This window comes from Dyadobacter sp. CY345 (assembly GCF_021502725.1).
Lineage (GTDB): Bacteria > Bacteroidota > Bacteroidia > Cytophagales > Spirosomataceae > Dyadobacter.
The window spans coordinates 42,402-69,045 of the sequence record NZ_JAKFFS010000004.1 but is presented as its reverse complement, the minus strand read 5'-3'; the positions used below and the strand labels follow the sequence as shown (position 1 = coordinate 69,045).

Below are 26,644 nucleotides of genomic sequence, written 5' to 3'. Positions count from 1 at the left end.
GTTAAAATCTTGTAATTTTTAAGCCGGGAAATTCTCTTGAATTATCCCGGCTTAAATTTTTATTTTTCTCTGAAGAATATTGTGATCGGCACCCCGGCAAAATCAAAGTTTTCACGCATCCTGTTTTCCAGGTAACGCAAGTACGGATCTTTAACATGTTTTGGATTGCTGCTGAAAAACACAAAAGTCGGCGAAGGCGTTGGCAACTGGATCATATACTTGATATTGATATATTTTCCACGATGTGCCGGCGGCGGATATTTTTCAATTTCTGCCTGCATCACGTCATTCAGTTTCGAAGTTGTGATTTTTTTCGTTTTATTTTTATAAACCTGCATCGCCATTTCCATCACCTGGTGAATACGTTGTTTTTCAACAACAGATGCAAAAATGATCGGCATATAATTCATCGGTGCAAGTTTTTCAAGCAGCTGTTTTTTAAAAGTATCAGCCGTTTTTGAATCCTTTTCAACCAAATCCCATTTGTTCACCATGATCACGATACCTTTTTTAGCTTTATCAGCCTGACCAATAATCGTGATATCCTGGCCTTCCAAACCTAAGGTTGCATCCAAAAGAATGATACAAACGTCAGATTCTTCCATCGCTTTGATCGAACGAAGCGTTGAATAATATTCGATATCTTCATTCACACGTGATTTACGGCGCAAACCAGCCGTATCCGTCAGAATGAACTCCATTCCAAAAGCATTGTAATGCGTGTGGATCGCGTCACGTGTCGTTCCGGCGATATCGGTAACGATACTGCGGTCTGTTCCTGTCAAAACATTCAGGAAAGAAGATTTCCCAACATTCGGACGACCCATGATCGCGATACGCGGAATACCAGCTTCCGGATCTTCTACACCAGCTGTTTCAAAATGTTTGATTACCTCATCAAGCAAATCACCTGTTCCAAAACCAGTTTGTGCCGAAATCGGATAGATCTCGTCGCCCATACCCAATTCATAAAACTCAGCTGCTGATTGGTAACGATCTGTTGTTTCAGCCTTGTTGGCAACCAGATAAACCGGTTTGTTGAAACGACGCAAAACGTTTGCAAAATCTTTGTCAAGGTCTGTTAGTCCTGTCATAGTATCGACCATAAACAAAACAACCGTCGATTCTTCGATCGCCAGCTCAACCTGATCACGGATTGCTCCTTCAAAAATATCTTCTGATCCTACAACATATCCGCCCGTATCGATCACAGTAAAATACTGGTCCGTCCATTCGCCATAACCATAGTGACGATCGCGTGTAACGCCGCTCTGGTTATCCATGATGGCCTTGCGGCTTTCGATCAAACGGTTAAAAAGTGTAGATTTACCCACGTTCGGGCGCCCTACGATTGATATAATATTTGCCATTTTTATTTTTCTAATCTCTGCCCGAAAGTTTTTGGACAGAAACCCATTTTATTTTATTCTTAATGATAGAACCACGATTGTCAGGATCTGAATTCAGGACTGAGAATGACGCTCCTTACTCTTCATATCCAAACTGACGAAGCTTGTTTTCCTTGCTTCTCCAATCCGGTTCTACTTTTACATGTTGTTCCAGGAAAACTTTTTTACCAAAGAAATCTTCCATGTCCTTGCGCGCCTCGCTGCCGATTTTTTTCAGCATGGCGCCTTTTTCCCCGATGATAATCCCTTTCTGGCTTTTGCGTTCCACGAGAATCTCAGCTCGGATCACAATCATATCGTCGCGTTCCTTAAATTCTGAAATAACCACCTCGCTGCTGTATGGAATTTCCTGGCGGTAGTTCAGAAATATTTTTTCGCGAACGATTTCCGAAGCAAAGAAACGTTCAGGTTTATCGGTTAGTTCATCTTCATCGAAGTATGGTGGATGAAATGGTAACCGGGTAATTATTGCATCAAACAAAGTTTGCACGTTGGCATTCAACAGCGCCGAGATCGGGATAATTGCAGCAGGCTGAATTTCCTTTTCCCATTCTTCTGTCTTACGTTTCAGTTCTTCTTCGTTTGACAAATCAATTTTATTCAATACCAATATAATTGGCGCGTTTGTTCTTTGCAGTAACGGAATCACTTCGTGCTCTGCTGCTTTTTCTCCAACTTCGGTAACAAAAAGTACCACATCCGCATCTTCCAGAGAACCTTTCACGAAGGTCATCATGGAATCGTGCAATTTATATGCCGGTTTTACAACACCCGGCGTATCCGAATAAACAAGCTGGAAAGGAATATCTTCATGTTTTCCGTTCAAAATTCCCATGATACGGTGGCGCGTAGTTTGCGCTTTGGATGTGATGATAGACATCTTCTCTCCTACCAGCACATTCATCAGAGTGGACTTACCAACATTGGGTTTCCCTATAATGCTCACAAATCCGGCACGGAAGTCGCGGAGAGCAATTGGATTTTCTATATTTTCGTTCATAAGATTTTTATTGTATTTCGTTGATTCAGAATTCATTTGATTCTATAAAAAACGAAACTATTAAGGTGTTACGATCAGCTTATCTTCCAGCATACGGTGGATAGATTGCTGTGCAAAAGCCTTAACTTTTAATTTCAACAGGCCGGATATGGCGGGTAATCTATCCTTAAATCTTTTTTCAAGAGCTTATATTCCTGATAATTATACAAAACTACGGTTTTCTATCCATCAAATTGCAATATATATGGATCATTAAATGGTTGCTTTCTTGCATCATCCTTTATCGAGAAGTCAATTCGCGGTTTTAAAAGGAAATTTTGCCCAACACAAAATATGGTTTATCGTAGTGCAGGGAATTTCAATCGATACCATTTTATTGATTAATAACAGAGATTTTTGTATCACAGCCTGCCATTACATTGTTGCCATCGGCAAGATGGTTGAAAATATTTTTCGATTTTTTTTACAATGAAGTTGTTTATATCAAAAACAGTTCGTATGTTTGCACTCCAATTCAACGACACCGCGGGATGGAGCAGTTGGTAGCTCGTTGGGCTCATAACCCAAAGGTCGCTGGTTCGAGTCCAGCTCCCGCTACAAGAAAAAAGGTCACTATCGAAAGATGGTGGCCTTTTTGCGTTTTCAGGCATTGATGCAAATTGATATCCGTTACAGCGAGCTCCGATAGGAGCATCCTGTTTATAGCAAAAGATTCCACAAACAAACTCTTCTGGCTCCATCGGAGCCGCCTCCTATGGCAGGAAACTCCGAAGGAGTTAGGACTTCCACCCCAACAACGAAAACTTCTAGAAACAGGATGCTCCGATGGAGCGGTGAGGAACGAGAAGATTTTATTATAAAAAATTCGTTGCATTTCGATTGATCGGCTCATAATCCAAAGGTCGCTGATTCGACCGGGCAGGCGATCCTGGCCACATCCCGCTACAAGAAAAAAGTCCCTATCGAAAGATGGTGGCTTTTTTGCGTTTTTGGGTAGTGAGATAATTTAAGGCGGCGGGAACATAATTCAAACAATGCTGGTCGACCGAGGCTGGTAATCTCGAACAGCATATGTAGTAATTACATACACATTAACATCGAAAAATGATGGACATTCGGGGTTGTCATTAATTTAGACCTAATCCCAAAATTCCTAATAAATAAATCTCAAAAACCTCGTCACTTACCAAATCTATCTTACGCAAAATCGATTGAAATGTCTCGTGATTAAAATTTAAAAAGAATACAAATCCATCATTAACGGACGGCTTTGTAACTGAACTAAATTTACCTATTTCTACTTGAATAGCATAGTTTTTTTCAATTTCAGAAAGAAGTCTCAGCAATTTGGAAGAAAACTGAGTTTTATCCATTTTCATGTCTGCAAGAACCTCCGCAGAGACATTATTAATGTTGTGAACTGCTATTCCATATTCACTACAAATAGTCTGAAAAATAGAATAAGATGATATGGCATATGCTCCATCTCTAAATTGTACATTCACGTTTCTATCTTTGACTATCAAATTACCCTTATTTTCTAAGTACTGAATGACAATGCTCCGATAGTCAGAAATTACCGGATCCATAATAAAATAGATCGTGGTAAAACTTTGCAGTCTAAGATTATAAAGAACGTTTGATAGGGTTTGAAAACTGCCTTGAAAAGGAACAATTGTATATTCACCACATAACCCAATTAGTTCTTTTTTAGAAAAAAAATCTGTATACGATTCATTCATTCTTGCTTGGTCTTGGTCATAGTATTGCAGATAATAATATATATAATCTAACAATGTTGATACCTCCCTTAAATTCCCACCCTCGAGAACTTCTCGAAATAGTTTTCTCAGAGCAACAGAAATCTCTCTACGGAATGCCTCTGATTTCTGTGAAGAAATAATATTACTTCTGGAAACGTCAAAGTCTATTCCTTTGGGTTTAAAATTTACTTCCCCACCAATAATGTAAGGAAACTTATATGGGACAATTTCGTGAGAATACTGAGTTATTAAAAAGCCAGAGATACATGCATATAAAAATCTATGGCTTGATCCAATACCCAAACGTACTTCATATTTTACATTTTTGTCTGTGTATTCATAAATGCTATTTTCTGTATTCCAACTTTCTTCATTATGCACTTTGGATTTATCTAAATAAACATCAAGATTTTCGATATGACGACAAAACCTACTCACATGTGCATAAGAAGTTTTTACATCATAATCTCTTTTTAAATATACCCTAATGCTAGTTCCAGAAGATGCTATAAGATTTTCTGAATCAGCAGACTTGTAATTAAACCCTTTGAACACATCTTGTATTTCAAAAGTCACTTGCTCATCACCCTCACTTTTTGTATTAATTACGACCTTTTCTGCCACGATAAACGTACTAATGAATCCTATTCCAAACTGCGAAATCAAATTAAAATTACCAGTACTATCATTGAATTCTTGACTGATACTTTTTCCTATTACTGAAAAATGATTTTTTAATACACTTTTAGACATACCATCACCTTCATCAACAACTTCAATATAATTATCTTTACTGTCGACGTTGATGATAATTTTTGGAGACAAGTGAGTGTATCTCTCCTTTACTCGATTGCAAGCATCTACTGAATTTTGAATTAGTTCTCTAATAAAAATATACGGATTAGGATAAAGTGATTTCCCAATTAATAATTTAACAATCCGTTGTACATCCGCGGTGTAACCATCTGGTAACTCTCGATCATCGTTGTTGGATTGTTCTGCCAATTTAAAGTAGTTATTCTTACTTGGTAGTTTTCCAGCCATTATTCCACCTGGCAAAGCATCCGTATCTTTATCAAATCGATATCCATTGAGCCTAATAAATTTTTGTGCATATAATACATAAGATTTGTCTTCTAGATTTACATCTAGAAGATTATAGCCTAGTTGAAAAAGGCTCGACGTTTCTTTTGAATTGTCAAACGCAGATCTGCCATTAAGAGAAAGATATCCGCCAGATGATGATATGATACTATCCGCTCTATGCCGATGACTGTGACCAAAAAAAGCAATCTCGAAATCTTGAGACTTAAGTATATTTTCAACTTCCTCCCTTTCTGATTGATTAATAGCATCTAACGGATGGTGAAATATTGCAATATTAATAAATGTGCCCGCAGCAGAAAAATGGCGTTTCGCATTAAATAATTGGTTATAACCTATAAAATGTTGCTCTGTTTTCAAATCTGATGAGCACCTCCATGAATCATTTAATAAAGCAAGTCCAATTTTTTTCTCTCCAATGGTTATAACCGCTAACGATTCATTATTGGAATATACGTAGTCAATAGTATTACTATGAAAATTACTCTCAAAATCTTTAAATTTTTTAATTCTCTCATTTGATCGAGTAAACTCATTTCTCATTTTAATCAACTCGTTATTAGCAAGATCCTTGGTCAATTTCGAGCTAAGGAAAAATTCTGCCTGCTCGTCTATTTCTTCACGGTTAATATCATGATTACCGGGAACAAAAAAGATTCTATCCAAAGGAAATTTAAGTTTATCTGCGATGGGATGTACAACTTCATTTTGAAAATGTTGATAAAATTGCTCCCCTAGCGATGATCCGCCTTTATCAACTAAATCACCAGTAAAAAGAATTATGTCAATAGGTGTAGATTTATGAAATTTGGACAGATCTTCGACAAGTGCCTCGATGTAGTAATTTCTTAAATCCTGCAAATTTTGGATTGACAAATGAATATCTGAAAGTTGAATAATTCTCATTTTAAAACCCTGATAGGGTTAACTAATTACTTGTAATGTAACAAAAGATGGACGATGTCGAACCAACTGACTCAACCTTCCCTAGGGTATGTACCATAATTTTCCATTTAATCCGCGATCAAATCCCGAATTACAACTGATGCACAAGTCGCGCCGAAAACTGCCGGCAAATAAGACATGGTCCCGTATGCCGACTTTTTATAGTTACTTCCATCTGTCAGCATCAGAGATTCTTTCAATTGCTCTTCGGTTGAAAAAACAGCCTTGATCCCTTTATATATTCCCTCCTTCTTCAAATTTTTTCTTACTTGCTGAGCGAAGTTGCAGTTATAGGTTTTTGAAATATCAACTACCCGGATCATCGTCGGATCCATTCTTCCACCAGCGCCCATGGAACTTACGATCGGAATCTTACGCTGAAAGGCTTCTTTCAAAAAAGCAATTTTCGGGGTGACACTGTCAATAGCATCAACAATATAATCATAGGTATAAGCCGACAAAATTTCGTCAACAGCTTCAGGATTGATAAAAGTTTTTACAACGTGCAAAGTCAGTTCCGGGTTGATCGCCTTTAACCGTTCCGCCATAATATCGGCTTTGCTCACGCCGTGATTCGTAGAAAGAGCTGGCAACTGGCGGTTTCTATTACTTGGATCCACCGTATCTCCGTCAACAATCGTCATAGCCCCAACGCCATTTCTGCAAACAAATTCCGCAGTAAAAGATCCTACCCCACCCAGACCGATAATCAATACATGCGCTTTACTCAGTTTAACAAGCTTTTCCCTTCCAATCAATAACTCGGTTCTGGAAAGCCAGGCGAAATCTTCCATTAATTATGAAATACGTTTAAAAAGTTTTTTTCAAGCTGCAAAACAATCTCTTTTTCAGAAATTTCTTTTATCTCAGCAGCTGATTTATAAATTTCTCTGATATTAATATCCGCATCGTCCGTCTCTAAAAATACCTGTTCTAATGGAGTTTTTTTAAAGGTATTTAGAATAGCCGCATTTCCTCCGAGCAGCGATTTTCCGAACGATAAATAAAAACCAGCATCAATTACAGGCTGTACAATAGACAATTTATTATTTATGCCATGAAAAATAACCGGAACTTTCACGCTTTTCAATTCTGCAAGAACCTCGTTAAAAGCCTTCACACAATGAATTATAAGCGGTTTGTTCAAATCCCCGGCAAGTTTTATTTGTAATTGAAATGCTTTTAACTGCAAACCCCAATCTGTTGACGAAAGCTTATCTAACCCGCATTCTCCAATCGCAAGAACCTCAGCTTTTCCGGCATATGCTGCCAGATCATCAAATTGCATGCTGAGATTATCTTTATCCAGATACCAGGGATGCAGCCCCATACTTAGCTTTCGTCCATCCGTTTCAAGATCGAAATGCTTGTATAAATTCTCAATAAGAAACACATCATCACTTTCGGAATGCGGATGTGTGTGGACATTGTAATACATAGCAGCCTATGATTTAAGTCAGAAAAATCAATTCGTTTCAATAATAAAATTGTGCGAATCGACATCAATTTATTAAAATTCCGGGGATTCATTCTTAGCCCTTTCACTCGAACGGGAGCCGATTCTTCAAATAATTGTCTTATTTTTGGCCATCTGCTAGATCATAATTGCCGAGTCCCAACAAATATGCACTACTCTACCTGGTTTGAAAATCCCGACAATAAGCTGAAAATCATTCTATTAGCCTTTGTTATCCTGTTATTGCCATTTCTCATTCTATCATTCTTTGTTTTCCCCACCACCGACGACTATTGCCATGCGCTCGGCGTCATTGACATGGGTTATTGGGGATATCAGGAACATTACTGGAAAACCTGGTCTGGCCGATATATCGGGACCATAATCTCCGCCACACAACCACTTTCTTACGGGTCATACCTTGGTTATAAAATCGCACCGATCATTTTGATCTGCTTGTATGCCCATGCCATGTGGTTTTTTGTGAAAGCCATCACGCTAGATAAGTTAATAACCTGGCAAACAGCACTGATCACATTTCTGCTAACTTTTGTTTTAATCGCAGAACTGCCTATTGTTTCAGGCTATTTCTACTGGTATACAGGTTATTATTACACATTGGCCGATATCGGGACACTATATTTATTTGCCTACTTATTCAGAAATTATGTTTCTATTACCAGCAAACATATCGCAATCATCTGTCTGTCAATGATTATTTTGATAGGTACGAACGAATACACATTGGTATGGCTGGTTGCACTGACGGGTGCATTTTTCCTGTTTGGTTCTCTGGCAAAGAAAAAAATCCAGTATGCTGCGCTGATTATGTTTTTAGTCGCGCTGGCTTTTGGTGTATTATCAATTACCGCGCCGGGGAATGCTGTCCGCGCAGCATCCGGATTGTATCCAACGCCTCTAAAGTTCAATCTGGTTTTTTCAATACAGAATAGTCTCGTCACTGGTGTTTTGAATTTCTCAAAAATGGCACCGACCTTATGTGTATTGGCGCTTGTGCTTATCCCATTTGCTGCACAACTTTATCACAAAAGGGAAAAAGACGAGTTCAAATTCTTATCTGTTCATCCGATTATTTCCCTGATTGTTTTCTTTGGCTGCCTCTTCCTGACTTATTTTCCAACATACTGGTCAATCGCCGGCCCTCCTAATTTACGCGGTCAATGCGTTATTACTTTCTGGACGCTGATCGGTTTTACCTACAATGTTTTCGTTATCACCTTCTGGGCGATTAAAAAATATAATTCCAATATATCTACCCGATTTGGATTAATTGGCTGGGTGATTGCCTTGTATTTCGTTACCGTTTATACCAGCAATTTTAACTACCGTTCTGCCTGGTCTGATATTGTGACAGGCCGTGCTTCGCGTTTTTATGCAGAAATGGAAGCCCGCACCCAACAGGTTTATGATACAAAAGAGCATTCTGTATATGTTCCCAAATTAAAGAATACCCCATACTCGATTTTAATTATCACCGAGGCTCCGGATCCTGCCTGGGGATCGGTAGAATATAACAACGGCTGTGCGGAATGGTATTTCAAAAAGAAGTTTTTTTTAAAATAATTTGAAACCGGCGGGGCCTCCGAAGACGAAAATGAGGCAGAAAATTTCTTAAATTTCATATAACCTGCACGTTATCTGAAGAAAAAAGTTTTTGAGCCTTGTCATAATTCGAAAAATTATTTACCTTTGCAAGCCAAAATTACGGGTAGAAGAGATTTATAGCGCAATAATTTGATAATGAGATGAAACGTACCTATCAACCATCGAATCGCAAGAGGAGAAATAAGCACGGATTCCGTGAAAGAATGTCTTCGGCTAATGGCCGGAAAGTTGTAACGGCCCGTCGCAAGAAAGGTCGTTGGAAACTAACGGTTTCAGACGAAAAACGTCATAAGCAATAATCAAGGTTTGAAAGTTTGAGTAGGGTAATACCTTGTTGGTAGTACCAAATCGGAGACACCTTGTCTTTAATCGTGTATTAAGTTCGATTAACTCTCAAACTTGATACACGTTTTTTTTCTACGAGAACTTGAAACAAACATTTGGTAAAAATGAGCGTTTGTGCAGCCACCGCGTAATCGGACGGCTTTTTCAGAGGGGTAGTGCGGATGTACAAACGTTCTACCTCTTTCCTTTTCGGGTTTTGTATATTTACGAAACCGAATCTCCTCCCCCATTTCCGCAGCTTTTATTTTCAGTTTCGAAGCGACAATTTAAGAAAGCTGTCGACCGGAATCTTGTAAAAAGACGTTGCCGCGAAGCCTATCGCCTTAACAAAGCCGCATTACTTTCTCTTCCTGCCGAATCGCGCCCGGCTTACATCGCTTTTTTGTATATTGCGAAAGAAATATCAACTTTTGACGTTATTGAAACAGCTATGAAGCAATCGGTAAATCGTTTGCTGAAATTGCCTTCCGCTCTCCGGAAAAATCAAAATCCATGATTTACGATCCAAGATGAAAAAATATCTTCGTTCACTCTTAATTGCCGCTCCGGTCGTTGCCGGACTAGCGTTTGTGTCGTTCAAACAAGAGGACCGTCTGTTTGAAATTGCGCGCAATCTGGATATTTATGCCACGCTTTTTAAAGAGCTGAACGCATACTATGTCGACGAAATAAATCCTAACCAACTGATTAAAACCAGTATAGATGGTATGCTGCGGTCGCTTGACCCATATACTGTTTATTACGCCGAGGATGATATTGAAGATTATATGACCATGACGACCGGGAAATATAATGGTATCGGAGCGATGGTAAATTCTTCGGAAGGAAAACATACGGTGATGATGGTTTATGAAGATACGCCAGCGCAAAAAGGTGGGTTACAACTTGGTGATGAAATCATTAAAATTAATGGGATTGACCTTTCAACCCGGGAAGATTTTGATTCCGGAAAGTTATTAAAAGGACAAACTCAAACGAGCGTTACGCTGACAATCAAGCGATATGGCCTTCCAAAACCTTTGGAAATTACCTTGAACCGTGATATCGTGAAGGTTACCAATGTTCCTTACTACGGAATGTTAAGCGAAGATGTCGGATATATTGATCTGAAAGATTTTACTGCCACTGCTTCCCGTGAAGTAAAAAGTGCGTTTCAGGAATTGAAAGGAAAAGGAATGAAACACTTGGTGCTCGATCTTCGCGATAACCCGGGAGGTTTACTAAATATGGCGATTGAAATCTCGAATATTTTTATTCCAAAAGGGGAAGAAATTGTTTCTACAAAAGGTAAAGTGACCGAATGGAACAAGTCTTACACGGCTTATAATCCAGCGCTGGATACTGAAATTCCTATTGTCGTTTTGACAAATAACCGCAGTGCCTCCGCAGCTGAAATTGTTTCAGGTGTTATTCAGGATTATGACCGTGGCGTTTTGATTGGGCAGCGAACTTATGGAAAAGGGCTGGTTCAGACGACTCGTGACCTTTCCTACAATACCAAAATGAAAATCACGACGGCCAAATATTACATTCCAAGTGGCCGCTGTATTCAGGCTATTGATTACGCCCATCGTAATGAAGATGGAAGTGTGGGAAAACTTCCTGATTCGTTGATGACAGCTTTTAAAACACAAAATGGTCGTGTTGTTTATGACGGAGGTGGAATTTTGCCTGACATTGTAACAGAAAAAGAAACTTTTTCACCTTTGGCAACTTCTCTTGCAAGAAACCGATTGTTCTTTGATTACGCGATTAAGTATCACTTTGAACACGCAACTATCAAGCCGGCAAAAGAATTTCACCTGACAGACGGTGAGTATGGTGATTTTACGAAATGGCTGAGTGATAAAGAATACGACTATACCACGCAGGTTGAAAGAGATTTGAATGACCTTGAAGCATCTGCGAAAAAAGAAAAATCCATTGATGTTATTCAGGATCAGCTGAAAGGACTTCGTGCCAAACTGGCGCATAGTAAGGATAATGATCTGCAAATTTCGAAAACGGAAATCAAAAAGATTCTGGAAGAAGAGATTCTGAAACATTATTATCTGGAAAAAGGTGTGCGTGAAGCTTCCTTTAACGAAGACGCTGAGGTTAAAGAAGCTTTGAAATTGTTCAAAGAACCGAGCCGTTATGCTGAACTTTTAAAAGGGAAGAAATAGCTGTTAGCTATCAGGTCTGATCGATTGCTGATTGCCGACCGCCGATGTAATTAATTTTATTCATGCTTTTACTTAGTATAGACACTTCCACGCGCGGTTGCTCCGTAGCACTTCATGGAGATGCCGGGTTGCTGGCAAATTACGAATTATATACCGACCGTTCTTCTTCTGCAATGCTCACTACTTTAATGAGCAGCAGTGTTACGCATGCAGGTTACACTTTGCAGGATTTAGATGCCATTGCGGTGGCAAAAGGACCAGGTTCATACACAGGATTACGTGTTGGGGTTTCTACCGCCAAAGGTTTATGTTACGCACTTGACAAGCCTTTAATCGCAATCAATACGCTGGAAGCGATGGCACTTCAGGTGAGCTCTTTTTTTTCGAAAGATTTTCTTTTTTGCCCTATGATTGATGCACGGCGTATGGAGGTTTACGCATCAGTTTTCGATGCTGAAAATAATATTGTTGAGCCGACGAAGGCGATAATTCTGGATGAGAATTCTTTTCAGGCTTTACTTGAAGAAAACAAGGTTGTATTCTTCGGTGACGGTGCTGCAAAATGCAAGCCGCTTTTTGAGCAAAATCCGAATGCTTTTTTTATATCAGAAGAAATTCGCCCGTCAGCCAAAACAGTTGGAAGATTGGCCGTAACAGCTTTTGAAAAATCTGAATTTGAAGATGTTGCCAGCTTTGAGCCTTTTTATTTGAAAGATTTCATGACCCCTCCTTCACGAAAAGTAAGCCCGGCAGTTTAGCAGAATTGTTTTTTACCTGAATACTGAAAACAAAGTCCGGCTATTTCGTGTTATCCTTTTCAAACACCAAAATTTCCTATGCAAACCGAAGAGATAGTAAATCGCGTTGCTACAAGTGGTCTTATTTCCTTTGATCTTGAAGAGCTTTATCATCCCGGCGAGCGCGTGCTTTATGACATAAAGGATAATTTATTCATGGGTATGATCCTGAAAGAAAAGGATTTTCGTGAATTTCTTAAATCACATGACTGGACGCAATATGCGGGCAAAAATGTAGCGATTATTTGCTCAGAAGATGCAATTGTTCCAACCTGGGCTTATATGCTTTTGGCAATCCAGCTTGAACCGCATGCAAATGCTGTCGTTTTTGGTGATTTAAGCGTACTTGAAGACAAATTATTTTCTGACGCGATAGGCAAAGTGGATGCCGAAGAATTTCGTGGTAAAAAAGTTGTGGTCAAAGGCTGTAGTAAAGTTGCTGTACCCGTTTCAGCTTATGTTAAAATCACCACTTTATTAAAACCTGTTGTGCAAAGCCTTATGTTTGGCGAACCTTGCAGTACCGTTCCTTTGTATAAAAAACCAAAAATTTAAACCTCTTCCTGTTCCTTCTCCGCCTTCAGTAACCTGAATGTCATTCGGTGGTGCTGGCATGGACCATGTAATTGTATGGCACTTCTGTGATGAATCGTTGGATAGCCGACATTGGTTTCCCAGCCATAATGTGGAAATTGGGTTGCCAACTGGCTCATCAAATCATCACGATATGTTTTTGCCAAAACCGAAGCTGCCGCAATCGACAAATAATGCGCATCACCTTTGATGATACAAGTATGCGGAATCATCGGATAAGGTGTGAAGCGATTTCCATCCACCAGCAAATGTTCAGGTTTCATATGCAATTTATCCACGGCATAATGCATGGCCAGAAAACTTGCTTTTAAAATATTAATCCGGTCTATTTCGAAATTATCAACTTCTGCAACGGACCAGGCGATGGCTTCCTGCATAATTTCCTTTTGAAGAATATCCCGCTGAACACGGGTAAGCTGTTTGGAATCATTAAGAAACAAATGAAAATAATCCGGAGGAAGAATTACCGCAGCTGCCACCACAGGCCCCGCCAGACATCCTCTGCCCACTTCATCCAATCCTGCTTCGCGGACGTCTTTATTATAAAATGCCTTTAACATCAGTCTTCAAGAATATTAGCCATAAACGTACTTTTTGTGCTCAGCGCAATCAGCAAAAGTAAAATGGCCCAATTAAGGTAAATACGATAATAATCACTCACATCCCTGGACACAACATTCCGGGATTTCACTTTTTCAATCTGGTTGATTTGTTTAAAAACAGATCCCAAAGCCGTATTATCCGTCGCTCTGAAATATTTCCCGTTTCCAAGGGCAGCAATTTTTTGAAGCTCACTTTCATCAACCAGGGCACTGGAAATATTTAAACTATCCTTCCTCGCAACTCTTAACGTCTTTCCGACCGAAATACTATACACACGGACGCCAAAAGCTTTTGCAAGCTGCGCAGCGGTTGTCGGGCCCAGGTTTCCTGACGTATTATCTCCGTCGCTAATTAAAATTGCAACTTTACTTTCACCGGAAGTTTCTCTCATACGATTCACAGCTACCGCTAACGCGCTTCCAATAGCAGTTCCGGCAGTTGGAATCATCGTTGGCTGGATTTCATCCAGGAAACCGTAGAGCAGCTCATAATCTGTCGTAAGCGGGCAAAGTGAAACTGCTTCACCGGCGAATATAACGAGTCCTATCCTATCCTGTAATCTTCCGCGGATAAATTGCCGCGCGACCAGCTTGGCAGCTTCCAGCCTGTTTGGACTCAGATCCTTTTCCATCATGGAGTCAGAAATATCCAACAACAGCATAATATCAATTCCCTCAGAAAATTTATCCGTTCGTTCCGTAACAATTTGCGGACGGGCGAGCGCAATCAGGATGAATGCAATGGAAAACGCAACGCAAACAGGCTGAACAAAGCGCAAAAGTGTAAGCCAGTCGGTTCTACCGTTTTCGCGGCTATAAGTAATGACCAGCCTTTGCTGATGTTTTCGGTGAAAAGCACTTCTTAACCAGAACAAAAATGGAATTGCAGGCAAGGCATACAAAAAATACGGATATACACATTCATAAGATCTGAGTATTTCCCATGTAAACCATCGTGGCGAAAACCATTCTTCCATATTCACTTAAATTTCGGAAATTAAAGCACCTTCTAAAATCTGACGGCGCTTGTCACGATAAAGACGCATAGCTCCCGATTTTAATACTTCCAGCGATTTATCCATATCTTTTGATTTTTCCTGACCATAAATAATACCATCCATATTTTTCAGGGCAGCCGCCAGACCTTCATCTGGCATATTGTCCATAATTTCCCGGGTTGTATAGGTCGCAAACGGTTTTTTTTCCAGACGCTCCAAATAATTTTTCCAAACAATAATTGCCTTTTCAGCGTCCTTGATATTCTCCCGCTCCCTGGCATTTCGAAGTAAGCGGTTAAATGACCGATTGTATTCGAGGTGCCGCCGCTGCAATTTGATCAATTGCCATTGTTTATAAATATCACTTCCAAAAAGCCAGTAAATACTTCCGGCAACTCCAATCGTTAAAGCAAGGACGCCAAGAAAAATTGAAAAATTGAATTTATGACTTAGCGGCAGCAGTCCAACTTCCGGCTTTAAAGATGTAGTATCAGTTATCCCTTGAAAGTTTTCCTTTCTTAAAAAAATGGTATCCGCATTTGTATAAATCGCGGTGCAGTCTTTTCCGGTAAAAACAAAAACCGGCACTTTCAAGGATTGTCCTAATGATACATTGAACGACACAAGCTGATAAACTGTGCTGTCTAAACTACCCTTTTGATCTGTTCGGGTAGTAAAGTTCTTCTTTGAAATAACTTCAAAAGGCGAGAAGCTGAAAGTTGAATCCGGAAAAAAAACTTCTGTTTTGGGAGCATGTAAATAACTCAATGCGTAGAAAAACGGTTTCCCGACCTCAATACTATCTGATAAAAATCTTCCTTCGGGTAAATTTTTTTGAGCTGCAACAGGCCCCGTTGCCAGGAAAAAACCTGTCAGAAAAAAACAAAAAACGTCTAATATCTTCTTTAAATCAGCAGTAATACCGGCAGTCGACAACAATTTCTTTTACCATTTAATAAGTTTTCAAACATTTCCGGGTGCGTCAGGAGGAGGTCATTCCGCTTTTGGCATACCGCCTGACTTTGAATAAACGAATAAGTGCCGGAACATAATCTTCCTGCGTATTAATCGAAATATAGTCTGCCCGGTTTTGATGACAAAGTTTTTCAAGCTCAGCACTTCTGCTTTGAAAACGATTCGCCATATCGTCGCGATATTGTTTCGACGAAGTATTAACCCAGCTTGTCCGCTGTTTTTCAGCATCATACAATGGGATAATTCCTAATCGCGGCAAGCTCGTTTCGCGGGAATCGTAAAGATGGATCACGATCAAATCATGTTTTCTGGCAAGCGCTTTCAGGTTATGCTGGTAGTTGGTATCAATAAAATCAGAAATCAAAAAGATCAGACTTCGTCTTTTCAAAACGTTCAAAGCAACTAAAATTGCCTCCGATATGCTGGTTTTCGTTGATTCAGGTACCAGTTTATAAATTTCCGACAAAACGCCATATCCATGTTTCATACCATCAGATGGACGAATATACCTTTCATTACGATCAGAAAAACATAACAACCCAACACGACTGGCCTCCTGAATTGCAGATAAAGTCAGGACACCGCATATTTCTTTGGCAATATCAATCTTCAGCTTACTGGCCTCTCCTACTAGTTGAGATGCACTCACGTCGAGCATGAAAAAAGCAGTTTGCTCTTTGTCTTCCTTAAAAATTTTTATAAATGTCCCGTGACCTTTGGCTGAAGTATTCCAGTCAATGGCGCGCACATCGTCGCCATACTGGTAAAGCCGAAGGTCGTCGTATTCAAGGCCAGAACCTTTGAATACCGAATGAAAGTTTCCATGCCTTTCACTCGTGACCGCTTTTCTCATCCTTATTTCATACTTTCGGAGTTTCCCCAAAAACAGTTCAAACATATGTTTTCCGAAAAAATAACCACCTTTGCAATATAGAGCAGCTAAACAAAGATAGGTATTTTGAGAATTATGACGCGACGGATTATTAATTTCTCGTTCAGTTTAGTATTGGCAGGAAGTATGGCAATCATTTTTCCGGGCTGCACTAAGGAAGAAAAACCGCCGGAAGGCACCCTATCGGAGGAAAAAATGGCTTTGATCCTCACAGACATACATATTGCCGAATCCCGGGTGACGCGCTTACAATTAAAATCGCTTGATTCTTCAATCCTTATATTTGACAAATTAAAAAAGCAAATATGGGAGAAGAACAAAGTGGACACGGTAGCTTACCGGAATAGTTATAATTATTACATGACACATCCGGAATATATGTCGCGTATCTATGAAAACGTTGCCAAAAAGATTGAGGCCCGCGAGAAAAAGAAGGACATTAAACTTTAAAAAAAGTTAAAATTTTATAATTAAAACGCTACGTTTTGAATACTTCGTTATAGATATCAACCTAATCTATTTCTATACCCTAATTAAAGATTCACAGTGAACCATAGTATCGTAGTAATCCCCACCTACAATGAAATTGAGAATATTGAGGCCATAATCAGAAAGGTTTTCAGCCTTCCAAAGCCTTTTGACGTGCTCATAATTGATGACGGATCACCAGATCAAACGGGAGCTGCTGTCAAAGAATTACAGAAAGAATTCGGCGAAATACTTCATTTGGTTGAAAGAAAAGGAAAGCTAGGTTTAGGGACGGCCTACATTCACGGCTTCAAATGGGCACTTGAAAGGGGTTATGAATATATTTTTGAAATGGACGCTGACTTCTCGCACCCACCGGAAGATCTGATCCGACTGTATCAGGCTTGTGCAGAAGAAGGCCGCGATGCCGCGATTGGTTCACGTTATATTACGGGAGTAAATGTCGTAAACTGGCCGATCAGCAGGGTTTTAATGTCTTATTTTGCAGGTTATTATGTGCGGATGATTACCGGTATGCAAATTATGGACCCGACCGCCGGATTTATCTGCTACACAAAAAAAGTATTGGAAACGATTGATCTGGATAAAATCAGGTTTATTGGTTATGCATTCCAGATTGAGATGAAATTTAATACCTGGAAATTCGGATTCGACATTGTAGAGGTTCCAATCATCTTTACAGACCGGACAAAAGGAGCCTCTAAAATGTCCAGGGGAATATTTAAAGAAGCGATTTTCGGCGTTATCAGCCTCAAAATCAACAGTTATTTCAAACGTTATATTCCTGCTAAAAAGCTAGCTCAGAAACAGCCAGCCAACTCATAAGACCGGGTGCAATTTCGAGCGAAGTTTCGTCTACATCGAAGGTTGGGGTATGCACGCCGGAAATAATTCCTTTGGCTTCATTACGCGTACCTAATCTATAAAAGCAGGAATCTACAACCTGAGAATAAAAGGCAAAATCTTCACCGGCCATCCAAAGGTCAAGATCGATTACATTTTCGGCGCCCATATATTCCGTTGCGGCAGCTCTCACGCGACGGGTTAATTCAGGATGATTTTTAAGGAAAGGGTAACCTTTGATGATTTCGAAAACGCAGCTTCCGCCCATCGCCTCGGCCATACCTTCGGCCATTTTTTTCATTTTGCGTAAACCTTCCTCGCGCCACTGTTCGTCCATGCAGCGCCATGTTCCCTGCAAGGTCACTTCATTCGGGATCACATTCGTAACGCCGTCGGCAAAAAATCTTCCGAAAGATAAAACCGCAGGGTTCGACGGTTTCCGATACCGGCTGATAATTTGCTGCAACGCAACAACAATATGAGAAGCAATTAAAATCGGATCAATTAACTGGTCCGGAGCGGCAGCATGGCCACCTTTTCCTATAACGGTCACGTACAACTCGTCGGTGCTGGCCATATACATTCCTTCCCGAAAACCGATTTTTCCGACCGGAATATTTGGAGCCACATGCTGACCGACCATACTTACAGGTCTGGGATTTTCCAACACACCTTCTTTAATCATCAGCGAAGCTCCGCCTGGCGCTTTTTCTTCTGCCGGTTGAAAAACAAGTTTTACCGTACCTTCAAACTGATCACGTATCTGCGTTAAAATTCTCGCAGTACCAAGCAAAGAGGCGGTATGGACGTCATGCCCGCAAGCATGCATTACACCCGGAACCTGAGATTTATATGGGACGTTATTTGCTTCAACAATGGGCAAAGCGTCCATATCTGCACGCAAAGCAACAATTTTTTTTCCTGGATTTTTTCCTTCAATCAGCGCAACTAATCCTGTTCCTGCTATTCCTTCCTGCGGCGAAAGTCCCAAAGCACGAAGTTCTTTTGCAACGAATTGTGCAGTTTTAAATTCTTCAAAAGAAAGCTCAGGATTCGTATGCAAATGCCGGCGGTTCGCAATGACACTGGCAGCCTGATCCTTCGCGAGTGACTTTATTTTTTCTTGCAGGTCAAACATATAGAAAGAGAAAATTGAAAATTTTAGGGTATCCGCTCCAAAATGAAGCCAGACAAAAGTGGTTCAAAGGTACAAAGAAATAGAATCGGGCTGAATATGTGCCTGGTACTATTGAGAAAATCGGCTGGATTTTAAGCCCAATTAATAATTAGGATTTCTACATATATGAGTACTTCTAAGAAAAACAACTAATTTTGGCTTAACACATTAATATAGCAAGAAACGTAATGACGCATCAGGATTTTCTAAAAGCGTTGGTTTGTCCACTTACCGGCAGTCCATTAACAATCGCCGAAGACGGCAAAACGCTTACCAGTGAAGATGGTACAATATATGAAGTAGGTGACACAGGCATCGTTAATATGCTTTACCCCAAAGAATTACTTCCAGGTGATGCACATGAGCAATTTCTTTACGATCAGGCATTTCTTCGTTACGACAAAGGAGTTTCATGGGTTTTTGAAACATTAAATCATTCTGATGAAGCAGCCACACGCCGCTTTTTTATTGATCTGATGGATTTGAAACCAGGAATGAAGGCATTGGAAGTTGGCGCAGGAACCGGAAAAGATTCTGCACTGATTTTGGAAAAAGTTAAACCGGGCGGAACTGCTGTTTTGTCAGACCTTTCTCCGAATATGCTTAAACTGGCTCAGGAAAAACTTTCTACTGAGGATGTTAATGTTCATTATTTCCTTGGCAATGGCTCCTATCTGCCATTTGCGGATGATACATTTGACGCGGTTTTTCACTTTGGTGGTATCAATACTTTCTCGGAAAGAAAAAAAGCTTTTGATGAATTGACACGTGTTGTTCGTCCGGGTGGAAAAGTTGTTGTTGGTGACGAAAGTGTTGCTCCATGGTTACGGAACACGCCTACTTATGCTACTTTGCTAAAAGCAAATCCTCTTTTCCGTGCTGAGGTTCCTATCGAAGATGTACCTGCCAACGTAGAAAATTTCAAATTATACTATGTTTTTGGAAATGCATTTTACGTGATGGAATATACCGTGACGGCAAAAGCTCCGGAGGTAGATATCGATCTTCCGATTCCTGGAAAAGACTTTGTAGACAACTGGCGCCTGCGTGCTGACAAAGCAGACGCTTAGAATTGATATTATTCATTCATTGATTTTGCAGTAAATTATGCTGCAACGATTTGCTGAAAAGCAAACCTTTGAAAAATTATAAATATGTGGGTTAAAAAGGGAGTAGTTTACAAGCCTGACGGAAGTTTACCGCACAGTCTTTCTCATGCACAAGTTCCGTTTGCTTACAAGCACAAAGATTTCTTACGCGTTTATTTTTCTTCGCGTGATGCCAGCGGTCAGTCCAGACCGACCTTCATCGACGTAGATTACGAAGATCCAACCAAGATTTTATATATCCATGACAAACCGGTTTTGGAACTGGGCGGTCCTGGTGAATTTGACGAAACGGGTGCTATGCCTGCCTGGTTTGTAGATATGCCGAATGGCGACATCTGGCTTTATTATACAGGCTGGAACAGAACGCATAATTCTTATCGTTTGTCTATGGGATTGGCGGTGAGCCATGATGGTGGATTGACATTTGAAAAAATGTTTAAGGGCCCGATTATGGATCGCAGCATTCAAAATCCGATCTGGGCTGCTCAGCCTTCCGTTATGCGGGAAGATGACGGCACCTGGCGGATGTGGTATATTTCAGGACATAAATGTGAATACATTCACGGATACCCTGAGCCATTTTATCGCGGTCAGTCAGCAACTTCGAAGGATGGAATTCACTGGGAAATCAGTGATATTCCAACGCTTGACTTTGACGATTTCCTGCATGCTGTGGGTCGCCCGAGTGTTTTTAAGGAAAATGGTATCTATAAAATGTACTATTCTTACCGACATACCCGCGACTATCGTACAGATCGTAATCAAAGCTATCGACTTGGTTATGCAGAATCGACAGACGGCGAAAATTGGGAACGGAAAGATAATCTGGTAGGAATAGGTAAATCTGACAATCCGGAAGATTTCGATTATCAGATGATCAATTACGCCAATTATTACGAGCATAACGGCAAAAAATATTTACTTTATAATGGTAACGGTTTTGGTGCTGCCGGGTTTGCTTATGCGGTTTGGGAAGATTAAGTTTTCCAATCATAAAAAAGAATAACGAATGTCATAAATTTGACTTCGAAAAGAGTTATAAATTTGCGGGTAACAATTAATCGGATCTATGTATAGTTATGTTTGGATAGTTTACTGATTTTCAATTGTCTAAACATAACCATTCAAGTATCTGTTTTCATTTTTCAAAATCGCAAAACCAATAAAAAATGAGCACACTTCAGCAGCAATTCAATAACGACGGATATGTTATCCTGCGTGATTTTTTAGATAAAGATTTAGTTAATTCGATCTACACCGAAGCCCGTAAAATCTTCGCTGCACAGATCAAAAGAGTAACCGGAAAGTCAGTTGACATCGACGACAAGGATGCGTTTGAAAATGCAATGTTTGAATTTTTTGAAAAGGATTTCAATGCATTTGTTAATACAGGAAAAACTGTTCAGCATTCTTTTTCTCTTCACCGTCTTGGCGTCGACCCGCAGATCGAAAATATTCTGAAACAAGTTGGATTGGAGAATCCGATTATTGGAGCTCGTCCAGCGATGCAGTTCAACAGCCGATTCTTATCGAAAGACGGAAGCAAACACTGGAAACTGGATGCGCATCAGGACTGGCGTACCGGACAGGGATCTTTGGACAGCACAGTGATCTGGTTCCCGATGGTTGATGCAGGTGCTGATATCGGTGCTTTGCAGGTGATACCCGGAAGCCATAAATCGGGTTTGAAAGAATCCAGCACTTCTGGTTATCAGGGTGGGATTACTGCCGGAATAAACGATGATGAGTTTATTCAAACCGAATTTAAAGTTGGTGATATTCTGGTTTTTTCGGCGTTTCTGATTCACCAGTCGGGCAATAATATTACAAATAATATTCGCTGGTCAGTGCAGTTGCGTTATAATAATCTTGACGAACCAACCTTCATCGAACGAGGTTATCCGATGGCCTACATTTATGCTCCTGAAAAAGAGCTTGTGACGCCAAATTTCCCTAGTGTAGAGCAATTGCAGACCGTATTTAGCTGAGAAGTTTATGCCTTGGGCTATTCTGAAAAGAAGTGTGGAGAATATCAGCTAATCTATTGACATTGAAAATATTATGATTAAAGTAAGTGTCGTTATACTTACGTTCAACCAAGCCGCTTTTATTGCTAAAACCATTGAAAGTGCTTTGAATCAAACAACAAATTTTGATTACGAAATACTTGTAGGCGACGATTTCTCGACAGATGGTGCCCGAGATATTATTCTTGACTATCAAAACCGATATCCTGGTAAAGTAAAAGCCGTTTTGCATTCCAAAAATTTGGGGCAAAACGGCCTTTTTAATACGATTGAAACATTAAAACTAGCTCAGGGACAATACATTGCTCCGCTTGACGGAGATGACTACTGGACCAACCCGCTAAAACTTCAGAAACAGGTTGATTTCATGGATTCGCATCCGGACTATTCTGCCTGCTTTCATAATGCGTTGATTACCTATGAAGATGGTTCGCCGTCTGTGGAAGTAAATCATCCGGATCAGAAGATGAAAATTGAGATGGAAGATCTGATCGGCGAAGATGAGATATGGTTTATGGCTACTTCCGCGGTGATGTTTAAAAACCATGTGATGCATTATCCTGAATGGTTTTTGAAATCTACAAGCGGCGACATTCCACGTTATGTCATTCTGGCCAAACACGGCCCGATCGGGTATATCCCTGAACTTATGTCAGTTTACCGGAAAAACAAAGGCGGAGCAAGTTTTAAAGACCATTACCGTGACGAACGTTTTCTGCAAAACCGGATTATGATGTATGAAGGAATTAATGAGGAAACGAATCATCAGTTCGATAAATCACTTCGGTTAAATATAGCCCGATATTACAGGATGATGCTGGATGCCAGACAATTATCAAAAAGTTATTTCAAAAGAGCCGCGCTAGCTGCCAATTATCTTGTCATGAAAAAAGCAGATCTTCGGGAATGCAAGGAGATCACCCGGGCATATATTTTACCAAAATGGGTTATGGATGCTTACAGTTTCGTTGCCTTGTTGCCGTATAAAATCCGTCAATCCAGTCATTGAAAATCTGTTAAAAACACACGCTATGATTAAGGTTTCTGTCTGCGTTCCAACGTTTAACCACGAGCATTACATTTCCAGGATGCTCGATGGCGCTCTGGAACAAAAAACAACATTTCCTTTCGAAATTGTAATCGGCGACGATGGTTCAACAGACGGGTCGCAAGAGATTATCCGCAGCTATCAGGAAAAATATCCGGACATCATCAAGGCATTTTTACATCAGGAAAATCAGGGACCTTTTGAACCAAGAGAATTTGCCGGACGCAACAACGTTTTGCAGCTCTTGAAAGCATGCCAGGGTGAATATGTTGCTATGTGCGAGGGAGATGATTACTGGACAGATCCTTACAAATTGCAGAAACAGGTAGATTTTATGGATGATAATCCGGATTTTTCTATCTGCCATCATAACATGCTGGTTACTTATGAAGATGGTTCTGAGAGTCATACCTTCAATAAAGACAATCAGGCGCTGGTATCAACCATAGACGATATTCTTCAGGATCGTTGGTTTATGGCGACCGCAAGCTGGCTATATCGTAATTATTTCCTTACAGAAAATTTTGCCGACTGGCATGCAACTGCGGCGGCAGGCGACTGGGCATTAAGTATCCAACTGGCTGCAAAAGGTAAAATTGCTTACCTGCCTGAGGTAATGGGTGTATACAGAAAACACAGTGCAGGGCTTAGTAACGTACATTCGCATAGCAATAAATGGTTTTTGAGAAACCGCAAAGAAATGTTTGAAAATGTAAATGTCTGGCTGGACAAAAAGTATGAAAACACAATTATTCAGACGGTCGCCTGGTATGAGGAACAAATTGAAAAGTTAGAAAAAGTTGGCAGTTGATTAGATTAATCTTTAATTTGTACTGTTTTTCAATCTCGACATACATGAAGCTAAGTGTTGTAATACCAGCATATAACGAAGAAGAATCCATTTCAGACACTTTGAGGTCGCTTTACCAAACCTTGAAGAAGTACAATATCCCCCATGAAATTTTCGTAACAAACGATAATTCAAAAGACGGAACGCTTCGTGTTCTAGATGAACTTTCTCTTGAAATTCCAACTTTGGTTTATCAGACAAATCCCGGCCCGAATGGTTTTGGGTACGCCGTGCGTTTTGGCCTTGAAAGATTTTCCGGAGACTGCGTGGCTGTTTTTATGGCGGATATGTCGGATGACCCTGAGGATCTTGTGAAATATTACAACAAAATGGTCGAAGGTGATTATGACTGTGTTTTTGGCTCACGTTGGGAAAAAGGCGGAAAAGTAATCGACTATCCGGCCTTGAAAAAAGTGATCAACCGTGTTGCGAATTTTATTGTCCGTATCATCATGGGAATCAAATATAATGACACGACAAATGCGTTTAAATTATACAAAAGAGAAACAATTGAAGGAATAAAACCTTTTCTTGCACCACATTTTAATCTGACAATTGAGCTTCCATTGAAGGCAATGGTTCGTGGGTATAACTACGCCGTGGTCCCGAATAGCTGGACGAACAGAAAATATGGAGAGTCAAAATTGAAGATTAAAGAAATGGGAAGCCGCTATTTCTTTATTTTGATGTATTGTTTTATAGAGAAGTTTTTCTCCCGCGGTGATTATATGAAAAAATCAGTTGCGCCTAAAAAAGAGGTCAGCAGATAGTATCAAAATTTTACTATATCTGAAAGCGTACATTTTTTGTAGGCTTTTATTTTATCCACTCCTGAATAAAAGTCATTTTGTGGGCGATATAGGAAATGAAGAATCCCCAGCCCAATGCGCTAAGTGTCATCCATAAGAAGATAGACCCTCTGGGTACTCGGAATGCGACAGCAAGGGCAGTTCCAAAGATTGGCGTAAAAAGTGGCGGAGTCAGAAGTGCAATACCAATTATGCCGAATTTTTTCCAGATTCGCACCGCCATCCTGTTTGTTTTACTGAATCTTTTGGGCGTACTTTTTCTATATTTCTTCATTAGCGATTGAATGCCTTTGCCCACAAACGTTACAACAGCAACGCTAAACAACATTCCGGCAATGGAACAAAGGGCAGTCTCAATCCAGGTTAGATTTAGTATCACACCGGTAATCGGACCTCCAAAAAATTTAAGCGTACTGGCGAGGGCAACAGATATATATTTCAAAAAAATTGCTTTCATTTATACTTTTACTTGAATCATTTCCAGGGCAAAGCGCCTTGTAGCTTCATTGGTGTCAACATAATCTGAATATCCCGGGTTCTGAATGTAATTGATTTTGGCAACACATTCAATAATGACATCAGATATCTCTAAGAAACGGATTTTGTCAGTTAAAAATGCATCAACAGCTATTTCATTGGCTGCATTGACAATACACGCAGCATTTCCTCCTTTTTCCAGTGCTTCATAAGCAACGGCCAGATTCCTGAAAGTTTCCAAATCCGGTTTTTCAAAAGTTAGCGAAGGATATGCAGCAAAGTCAAAACGGGGAAAAGTAGATTTCAATCGATATGGATAATGAAGCGCATATTGAATCGGTAATTTCATGTCGGGCAATCCCATTTGCGCTTTCATACTTCCATCTTCAAACTGCACCATCGAATGAATGATACTCTGCGGATGAACAATCACATCAATCTGACTGGCAGCAAGATCGAATAACCATTTAGCCTCGATTACTTCCAGACCTTTGTTCATTAACGTAGCCGAGTCGATGGTGATTTTTGCGCCCATGCTCCAATTGGGATGTTTCAAAGCCTGCTGCTTTGTTACCGCTGCCAGGAACTCACGATCTTTTCCCCGAAACGGTCCGCCGGAAGCAGTCAAAATAATTTTTTCGATCGCATTATTTTCTTCGCCGACAAGACACTGAAAAATCGCCGAATGTTCAGAGTCAACCGGATAAATACTTACATTATTTTCCCTTGCAAGATTGGTTATTAGCTCACCGGCAACTACCAGCGTTTCCTTATTGGCAAGCGCAATATTCTTTCCGGCTTTAATCGCATGTATCGTTGGCAGAAGCCCGGCATAACCGACCATCGCCGTAAGTACCATATCAATTTCCTCAGATTCCACAACGGAAACTAGCGCGGCGTCACCTGAATAAACCTGAATTGGCAACGAAGCAAGCGCAGAAATTACTTTATCTCTTAATGCCTCGTTTCCTATAACAACCACTTTGGGTTTGAATTTTACGGCCTGCTCAATTAACAAATCGGCGCTATTCTGAGCAGTCAGTACTTCCACGGAAAAAACTTCCGGGTTAGCTTCAATTACGTCCAGTGCCTGAGTTCCGATCGATCCTGTGGAGCCCAAAATGGCTATTCTTTTTATTGACAT

26 protein-coding genes and 1 tRNA gene are annotated in these 26,644 nt (G+C 40.2%); 15 read left to right on the top strand and 12 right to left on the bottom strand.

The window, feature by feature from the left end; all coding sequences use genetic code 11:
- Positions 1-59: 59 nt before the first annotated feature.
- Entirely contained in the window at positions 60-1,370 is a 1,311-nt protein-coding gene (gene der, locus L0657_RS17520; RefSeq protein WP_234650625.1) for a ribosome biogenesis GTPase Der, read from the bottom strand.
- Positions 1,371-1,485: 115 nt separating this feature from the next.
- Positions 1,486-2,409 carry a GTPase Era gene (gene era, locus L0657_RS17515; RefSeq protein WP_235152054.1) on the bottom strand — a complete coding sequence of 308 codons (924 nt, stop codon included), beginning with the start codon at positions 2,407-2,409 and terminating at the stop codon, positions 1,486-1,488.
- Positions 2,410-2,933: 524 nt separating this feature from the next.
- On the opposite strand from era, the gene L0657_RS17510 reads away from it, so the two are divergent.
- Positions 2,934-3,006 (top strand) — tRNA-Met (locus L0657_RS17510).
- 530 nt (positions 3,007-3,536) lie between these two features.
- Here the strand turns inward: L0657_RS17510 and L0657_RS17505 are convergent.
- The 3 genes from L0657_RS17505 to L0657_RS17495 form a co-directional block, all read right to left on the bottom strand.
- On the bottom strand, positions 3,537-6,182 hold the full coding sequence (locus L0657_RS17505; RefSeq protein WP_235152053.1) for a metallophosphoesterase: 2,646 nt from the start codon (positions 6,180-6,182) through the stop codon (positions 3,537-3,539).
- A 107-nt stretch (positions 6,183-6,289) separates the two neighbouring features.
- A complete protein-coding gene (locus L0657_RS17500) occupies positions 6,290-7,015 on the bottom strand; it encodes a ThiF family adenylyltransferase (RefSeq protein WP_235152052.1) in 726 nt (241 codons plus the stop codon).
- Entirely contained in the window at positions 7,015-7,659 is a 645-nt protein-coding gene (locus L0657_RS17495) for a TatD family hydrolase (RefSeq protein WP_235152051.1), read from the bottom strand. Before L0657_RS17495 ends, L0657_RS17500 begins: the two co-directional genes overlap by 1 nt.
- Positions 7,660-7,845: 186 nt before the next feature.
- Here L0657_RS17495 and L0657_RS17490 point away from each other — a divergent pair, with 186 nt between their 5' ends.
- The 6 genes from L0657_RS17490 (at position 7,846) to L0657_RS17465 (ending at position 13,165) form a co-directional block, all read left to right on the top strand.
- The gene (locus L0657_RS17490) at positions 7,846-9,261 is read left to right on the top strand and encodes a hypothetical protein (RefSeq protein WP_235152050.1); all 1,416 of its coding nucleotides are present in this window, start codon (positions 7,846-7,848) and stop codon (positions 9,259-9,261) included.
- 182 nt (positions 9,262-9,443) lie between these two features.
- Positions 9,444-9,602 (top strand): 50S ribosomal protein L34, encoded by a 159-nt coding sequence (gene rpmH / locus L0657_RS17485; RefSeq protein WP_090336744.1) that lies wholly within the window; start codon positions 9,444-9,446, stop codon positions 9,600-9,602.
- Between the two features lie 128 nt (positions 9,603-9,730).
- Positions 9,731-10,144 carry a ribonuclease P protein component gene (locus tag L0657_RS17480; protein ID WP_235152049.1) on the top strand — a complete coding sequence of 138 codons (414 nt, stop codon included), beginning with the start codon at positions 9,731-9,733 and terminating at the stop codon, positions 10,142-10,144.
- A gap of 13 nt (positions 10,145-10,157) precedes the next feature.
- A complete protein-coding gene (locus tag L0657_RS17475; protein ID WP_235152048.1) occupies positions 10,158-11,813 on the top strand; it encodes a S41 family peptidase in 1,656 nt (551 codons plus the stop codon).
- A gap of 62 nt (positions 11,814-11,875) precedes the next feature.
- Positions 11,876-12,571, top strand: a complete 696-nt coding sequence (tsaB, locus tag L0657_RS17470; protein WP_235152047.1) for a tRNA (adenosine(37)-N6)-threonylcarbamoyltransferase complex dimerization subunit type 1 TsaB — start codon at positions 11,876-11,878, stop codon at positions 12,569-12,571.
- A gap of 78 nt (positions 12,572-12,649) precedes the next feature.
- Positions 12,650-13,165, top strand: a complete 516-nt coding sequence (locus L0657_RS17465) for a DUF2480 family protein (RefSeq protein WP_235152046.1) — start codon at positions 12,650-12,652, stop codon at positions 13,163-13,165.
- On the opposite strand, the gene L0657_RS17460 is transcribed toward L0657_RS17465, so the two are convergent.
- The 4 genes from L0657_RS17460 to L0657_RS17445 are packed head-to-tail and all read right to left on the bottom strand — an operon-like array spanning position 13,162 to position 16,677.
- The gene (locus tag L0657_RS17460) at positions 13,162-13,764 is read right to left on the bottom strand and encodes a ribonuclease HII (protein ID WP_235152045.1); all 603 of its coding nucleotides are present in this window, start codon (positions 13,762-13,764) and stop codon (positions 13,162-13,164) included. The two genes, L0657_RS17465 and L0657_RS17460, sit on opposite strands and share 4 nt — an antisense overlap.
- The gene (locus tag L0657_RS17455; protein ID WP_235152044.1) at positions 13,764-14,783 is read right to left on the bottom strand and encodes a VWA domain-containing protein; all 1,020 of its coding nucleotides are present in this window, start codon (positions 14,781-14,783) and stop codon (positions 13,764-13,766) included. The genes L0657_RS17460 and L0657_RS17455 overlap by 1 nt, the downstream gene beginning before the upstream one ends.
- 6 nt (positions 14,784-14,789) lie before the next feature.
- On the bottom strand, positions 14,790-15,743 hold the full coding sequence (locus L0657_RS17450; protein WP_235152043.1) for a hypothetical protein: 954 nt from the start codon (positions 15,741-15,743) through the stop codon (positions 14,790-14,792).
- A gap of 43 nt (positions 15,744-15,786) precedes the next feature.
- Complete coding sequence (locus L0657_RS17445; protein WP_235152042.1) at positions 15,787-16,677, bottom strand: DUF58 domain-containing protein; 891 nt, start codon at positions 16,675-16,677, stop codon at positions 15,787-15,789.
- Between the two features lie 69 nt (positions 16,678-16,746).
- Here L0657_RS17445 and L0657_RS17440 point away from each other — a divergent pair, with 69 nt between their 5' ends.
- Positions 16,747-17,121 carry a DUF4296 domain-containing protein gene (locus tag L0657_RS17440; protein WP_235152041.1) on the top strand — a complete coding sequence of 125 codons (375 nt, stop codon included), beginning with the start codon at positions 16,747-16,749 and terminating at the stop codon, positions 17,119-17,121.
- A 96-nt stretch (positions 17,122-17,217) separates the two neighbouring features.
- Positions 17,218-17,985: a polyprenol monophosphomannose synthase gene (locus tag L0657_RS17435; RefSeq protein WP_235152040.1), complete on the top strand. Its 768-nt coding sequence runs from the start codon at positions 17,218-17,220 to the stop codon at positions 17,983-17,985.
- On the opposite strand, the gene L0657_RS17430 is transcribed toward L0657_RS17435, so the two are convergent.
- On the bottom strand, positions 17,948-19,141 hold the full coding sequence (locus L0657_RS17430) for a M20 family metallopeptidase (RefSeq protein ID WP_235152039.1): 1,194 nt from the start codon (positions 19,139-19,141) through the stop codon (positions 17,948-17,950). The genes L0657_RS17435 and L0657_RS17430 overlap by 38 nt on opposite strands.
- A gap of 227 nt (positions 19,142-19,368) precedes the next feature.
- Between L0657_RS17430 and L0657_RS17425 the strand changes: the two genes are divergently transcribed.
- From L0657_RS17425 to L0657_RS17400, 6 genes are all read left to right on the top strand, one after another.
- Positions 19,369-20,250, top strand: a complete 882-nt coding sequence (locus L0657_RS17425; RefSeq protein WP_235152038.1) for a class I SAM-dependent methyltransferase — start codon at positions 19,369-19,371, stop codon at positions 20,248-20,250.
- Between the two features lie 84 nt (positions 20,251-20,334).
- Positions 20,335-21,270, top strand: coding sequence for a hypothetical protein (locus tag L0657_RS17420; protein WP_235152037.1), 936 nt, complete (start codon positions 20,335-20,337; stop codon positions 21,268-21,270).
- A gap of 188 nt (positions 21,271-21,458) precedes the next feature.
- Positions 21,459-22,277: a phytanoyl-CoA dioxygenase family protein gene (locus tag L0657_RS17415; protein ID WP_235152036.1), complete on the top strand. Its 819-nt coding sequence runs from the start codon at positions 21,459-21,461 to the stop codon at positions 22,275-22,277.
- 73 nt (positions 22,278-22,350) lie between these two features.
- Positions 22,351-23,325, top strand: a complete 975-nt coding sequence (locus L0657_RS17410; RefSeq protein WP_235152035.1) for a glycosyltransferase family 2 protein — start codon at positions 22,351-22,353, stop codon at positions 23,323-23,325.
- A gap of 22 nt (positions 23,326-23,347) precedes the next feature.
- Complete coding sequence (locus L0657_RS17405; RefSeq protein ID WP_235152034.1) at positions 23,348-24,175, top strand: glycosyltransferase; 828 nt, start codon at positions 23,348-23,350, stop codon at positions 24,173-24,175.
- Positions 24,176-24,219: 44 nt separating this feature from the next.
- Positions 24,220-24,984, top strand: a complete 765-nt coding sequence (locus L0657_RS17400) for a glycosyltransferase family 2 protein (RefSeq protein ID WP_235152033.1) — start codon at positions 24,220-24,222, stop codon at positions 24,982-24,984.
- A 46-nt stretch (positions 24,985-25,030) separates the two neighbouring features.
- On the opposite strand, the gene L0657_RS17395 is transcribed toward L0657_RS17400, so the two are convergent.
- Positions 25,031-25,480 (bottom strand): hypothetical protein, encoded by a 450-nt coding sequence (locus tag L0657_RS17395; RefSeq protein ID WP_235152032.1) that lies wholly within the window; start codon positions 25,478-25,480, stop codon positions 25,031-25,033.
- Positions 25,481-26,644 (bottom strand): 1-deoxy-D-xylulose-5-phosphate reductoisomerase, encoded by a 1,164-nt coding sequence (locus tag L0657_RS17390; RefSeq protein ID WP_235152031.1) that lies wholly within the window; start codon positions 26,642-26,644, stop codon positions 25,481-25,483.

Excerpts from the sequence above, each read along its gene's own strand:
- der (WP_234650625.1), bottom strand. The coding sequence starts at position 1,370 with ATGGCAAATATTATATCAATCGTAGGGCGCCCGAACGTGGGTAAATCT.
- era (WP_235152054.1), bottom strand. The coding sequence starts at position 2,409 with ATGAACGAAAATATAGAAAATCCAATTGCTCTCCGCGACTTCCGTGCC.
- L0657_RS17505 (WP_235152053.1), bottom strand. The coding sequence starts at position 6,182 with ATGAGAATTATTCAACTTTCAGATATTCATTTGTCAATCCAAAATTTG.
- L0657_RS17500 (WP_235152052.1), bottom strand. The coding sequence starts at position 7,015 with ATGGAAGATTTCGCCTGGCTTTCCAGAACCGAGTTATTGATTGGAAGG.
- L0657_RS17495 (WP_235152051.1), bottom strand. The coding sequence starts at position 7,659 with ATGTATTACAATGTCCACACACATCCGCATTCCGAAAGTGATGATGTG.
- L0657_RS17490 (WP_235152050.1), top strand. The coding sequence starts at position 7,846 with ATGCACTACTCTACCTGGTTTGAAAATCCCGACAATAAGCTGAAAATC.
- rpmH (WP_090336744.1), top strand. The coding sequence starts at position 9,444 with ATGAAACGTACCTATCAACCATCGAATCGCAAGAGGAGAAATAAGCAC.
- L0657_RS17475 (WP_235152048.1), top strand. The coding sequence starts at position 10,158 with ATGAAAAAATATCTTCGTTCACTCTTAATTGCCGCTCCGGTCGTTGCC.
- tsaB (WP_235152047.1), top strand. The coding sequence starts at position 11,876 with ATGCTTTTACTTAGTATAGACACTTCCACGCGCGGTTGCTCCGTAGCA.
- L0657_RS17465 (WP_235152046.1), top strand. The coding sequence starts at position 12,650 with ATGCAAACCGAAGAGATAGTAAATCGCGTTGCTACAAGTGGTCTTATT.
- L0657_RS17460 (WP_235152045.1), bottom strand. The coding sequence starts at position 13,764 with ATGTTAAAGGCATTTTATAATAAAGACGTCCGCGAAGCAGGATTGGAT.
- L0657_RS17455 (WP_235152044.1), bottom strand. The coding sequence starts at position 14,783 with ATGGAAGAATGGTTTTCGCCACGATGGTTTACATGGGAAATACTCAGA.
- L0657_RS17445 (WP_235152042.1), bottom strand. The coding sequence starts at position 16,677 with ATGTTTGAACTGTTTTTGGGGAAACTCCGAAAGTATGAAATAAGGATG.
- L0657_RS17440 (WP_235152041.1), top strand. The coding sequence starts at position 16,747 with ATGACGCGACGGATTATTAATTTCTCGTTCAGTTTAGTATTGGCAGGA.
- L0657_RS17430 (WP_235152039.1), bottom strand. The coding sequence starts at position 19,141 with ATGTTTGACCTGCAAGAAAAAATAAAGTCACTCGCGAAGGATCAGGCT.
- L0657_RS17425 (WP_235152038.1), top strand. The coding sequence starts at position 19,369 with ATGACGCATCAGGATTTTCTAAAAGCGTTGGTTTGTCCACTTACCGGC.
- L0657_RS17420 (WP_235152037.1), top strand. The coding sequence starts at position 20,335 with ATGTGGGTTAAAAAGGGAGTAGTTTACAAGCCTGACGGAAGTTTACCG.
- L0657_RS17415 (WP_235152036.1), top strand. The coding sequence starts at position 21,459 with ATGAGCACACTTCAGCAGCAATTCAATAACGACGGATATGTTATCCTG.
- L0657_RS17410 (WP_235152035.1), top strand. The coding sequence starts at position 22,351 with ATGATTAAAGTAAGTGTCGTTATACTTACGTTCAACCAAGCCGCTTTT.
- L0657_RS17405 (WP_235152034.1), top strand. The coding sequence starts at position 23,348 with ATGATTAAGGTTTCTGTCTGCGTTCCAACGTTTAACCACGAGCATTAC.
- L0657_RS17400 (WP_235152033.1), top strand. The coding sequence starts at position 24,220 with ATGAAGCTAAGTGTTGTAATACCAGCATATAACGAAGAAGAATCCATT.
- L0657_RS17395 (WP_235152032.1), bottom strand. The coding sequence starts at position 25,480 with ATGAAAGCAATTTTTTTGAAATATATATCTGTTGCCCTCGCCAGTACG.
- L0657_RS17390 (WP_235152031.1), bottom strand. The coding sequence starts at position 26,644 with ATGTCAATAAAAAGAATAGCCATTTTGGGCTCCACAGGATCGATCGGA.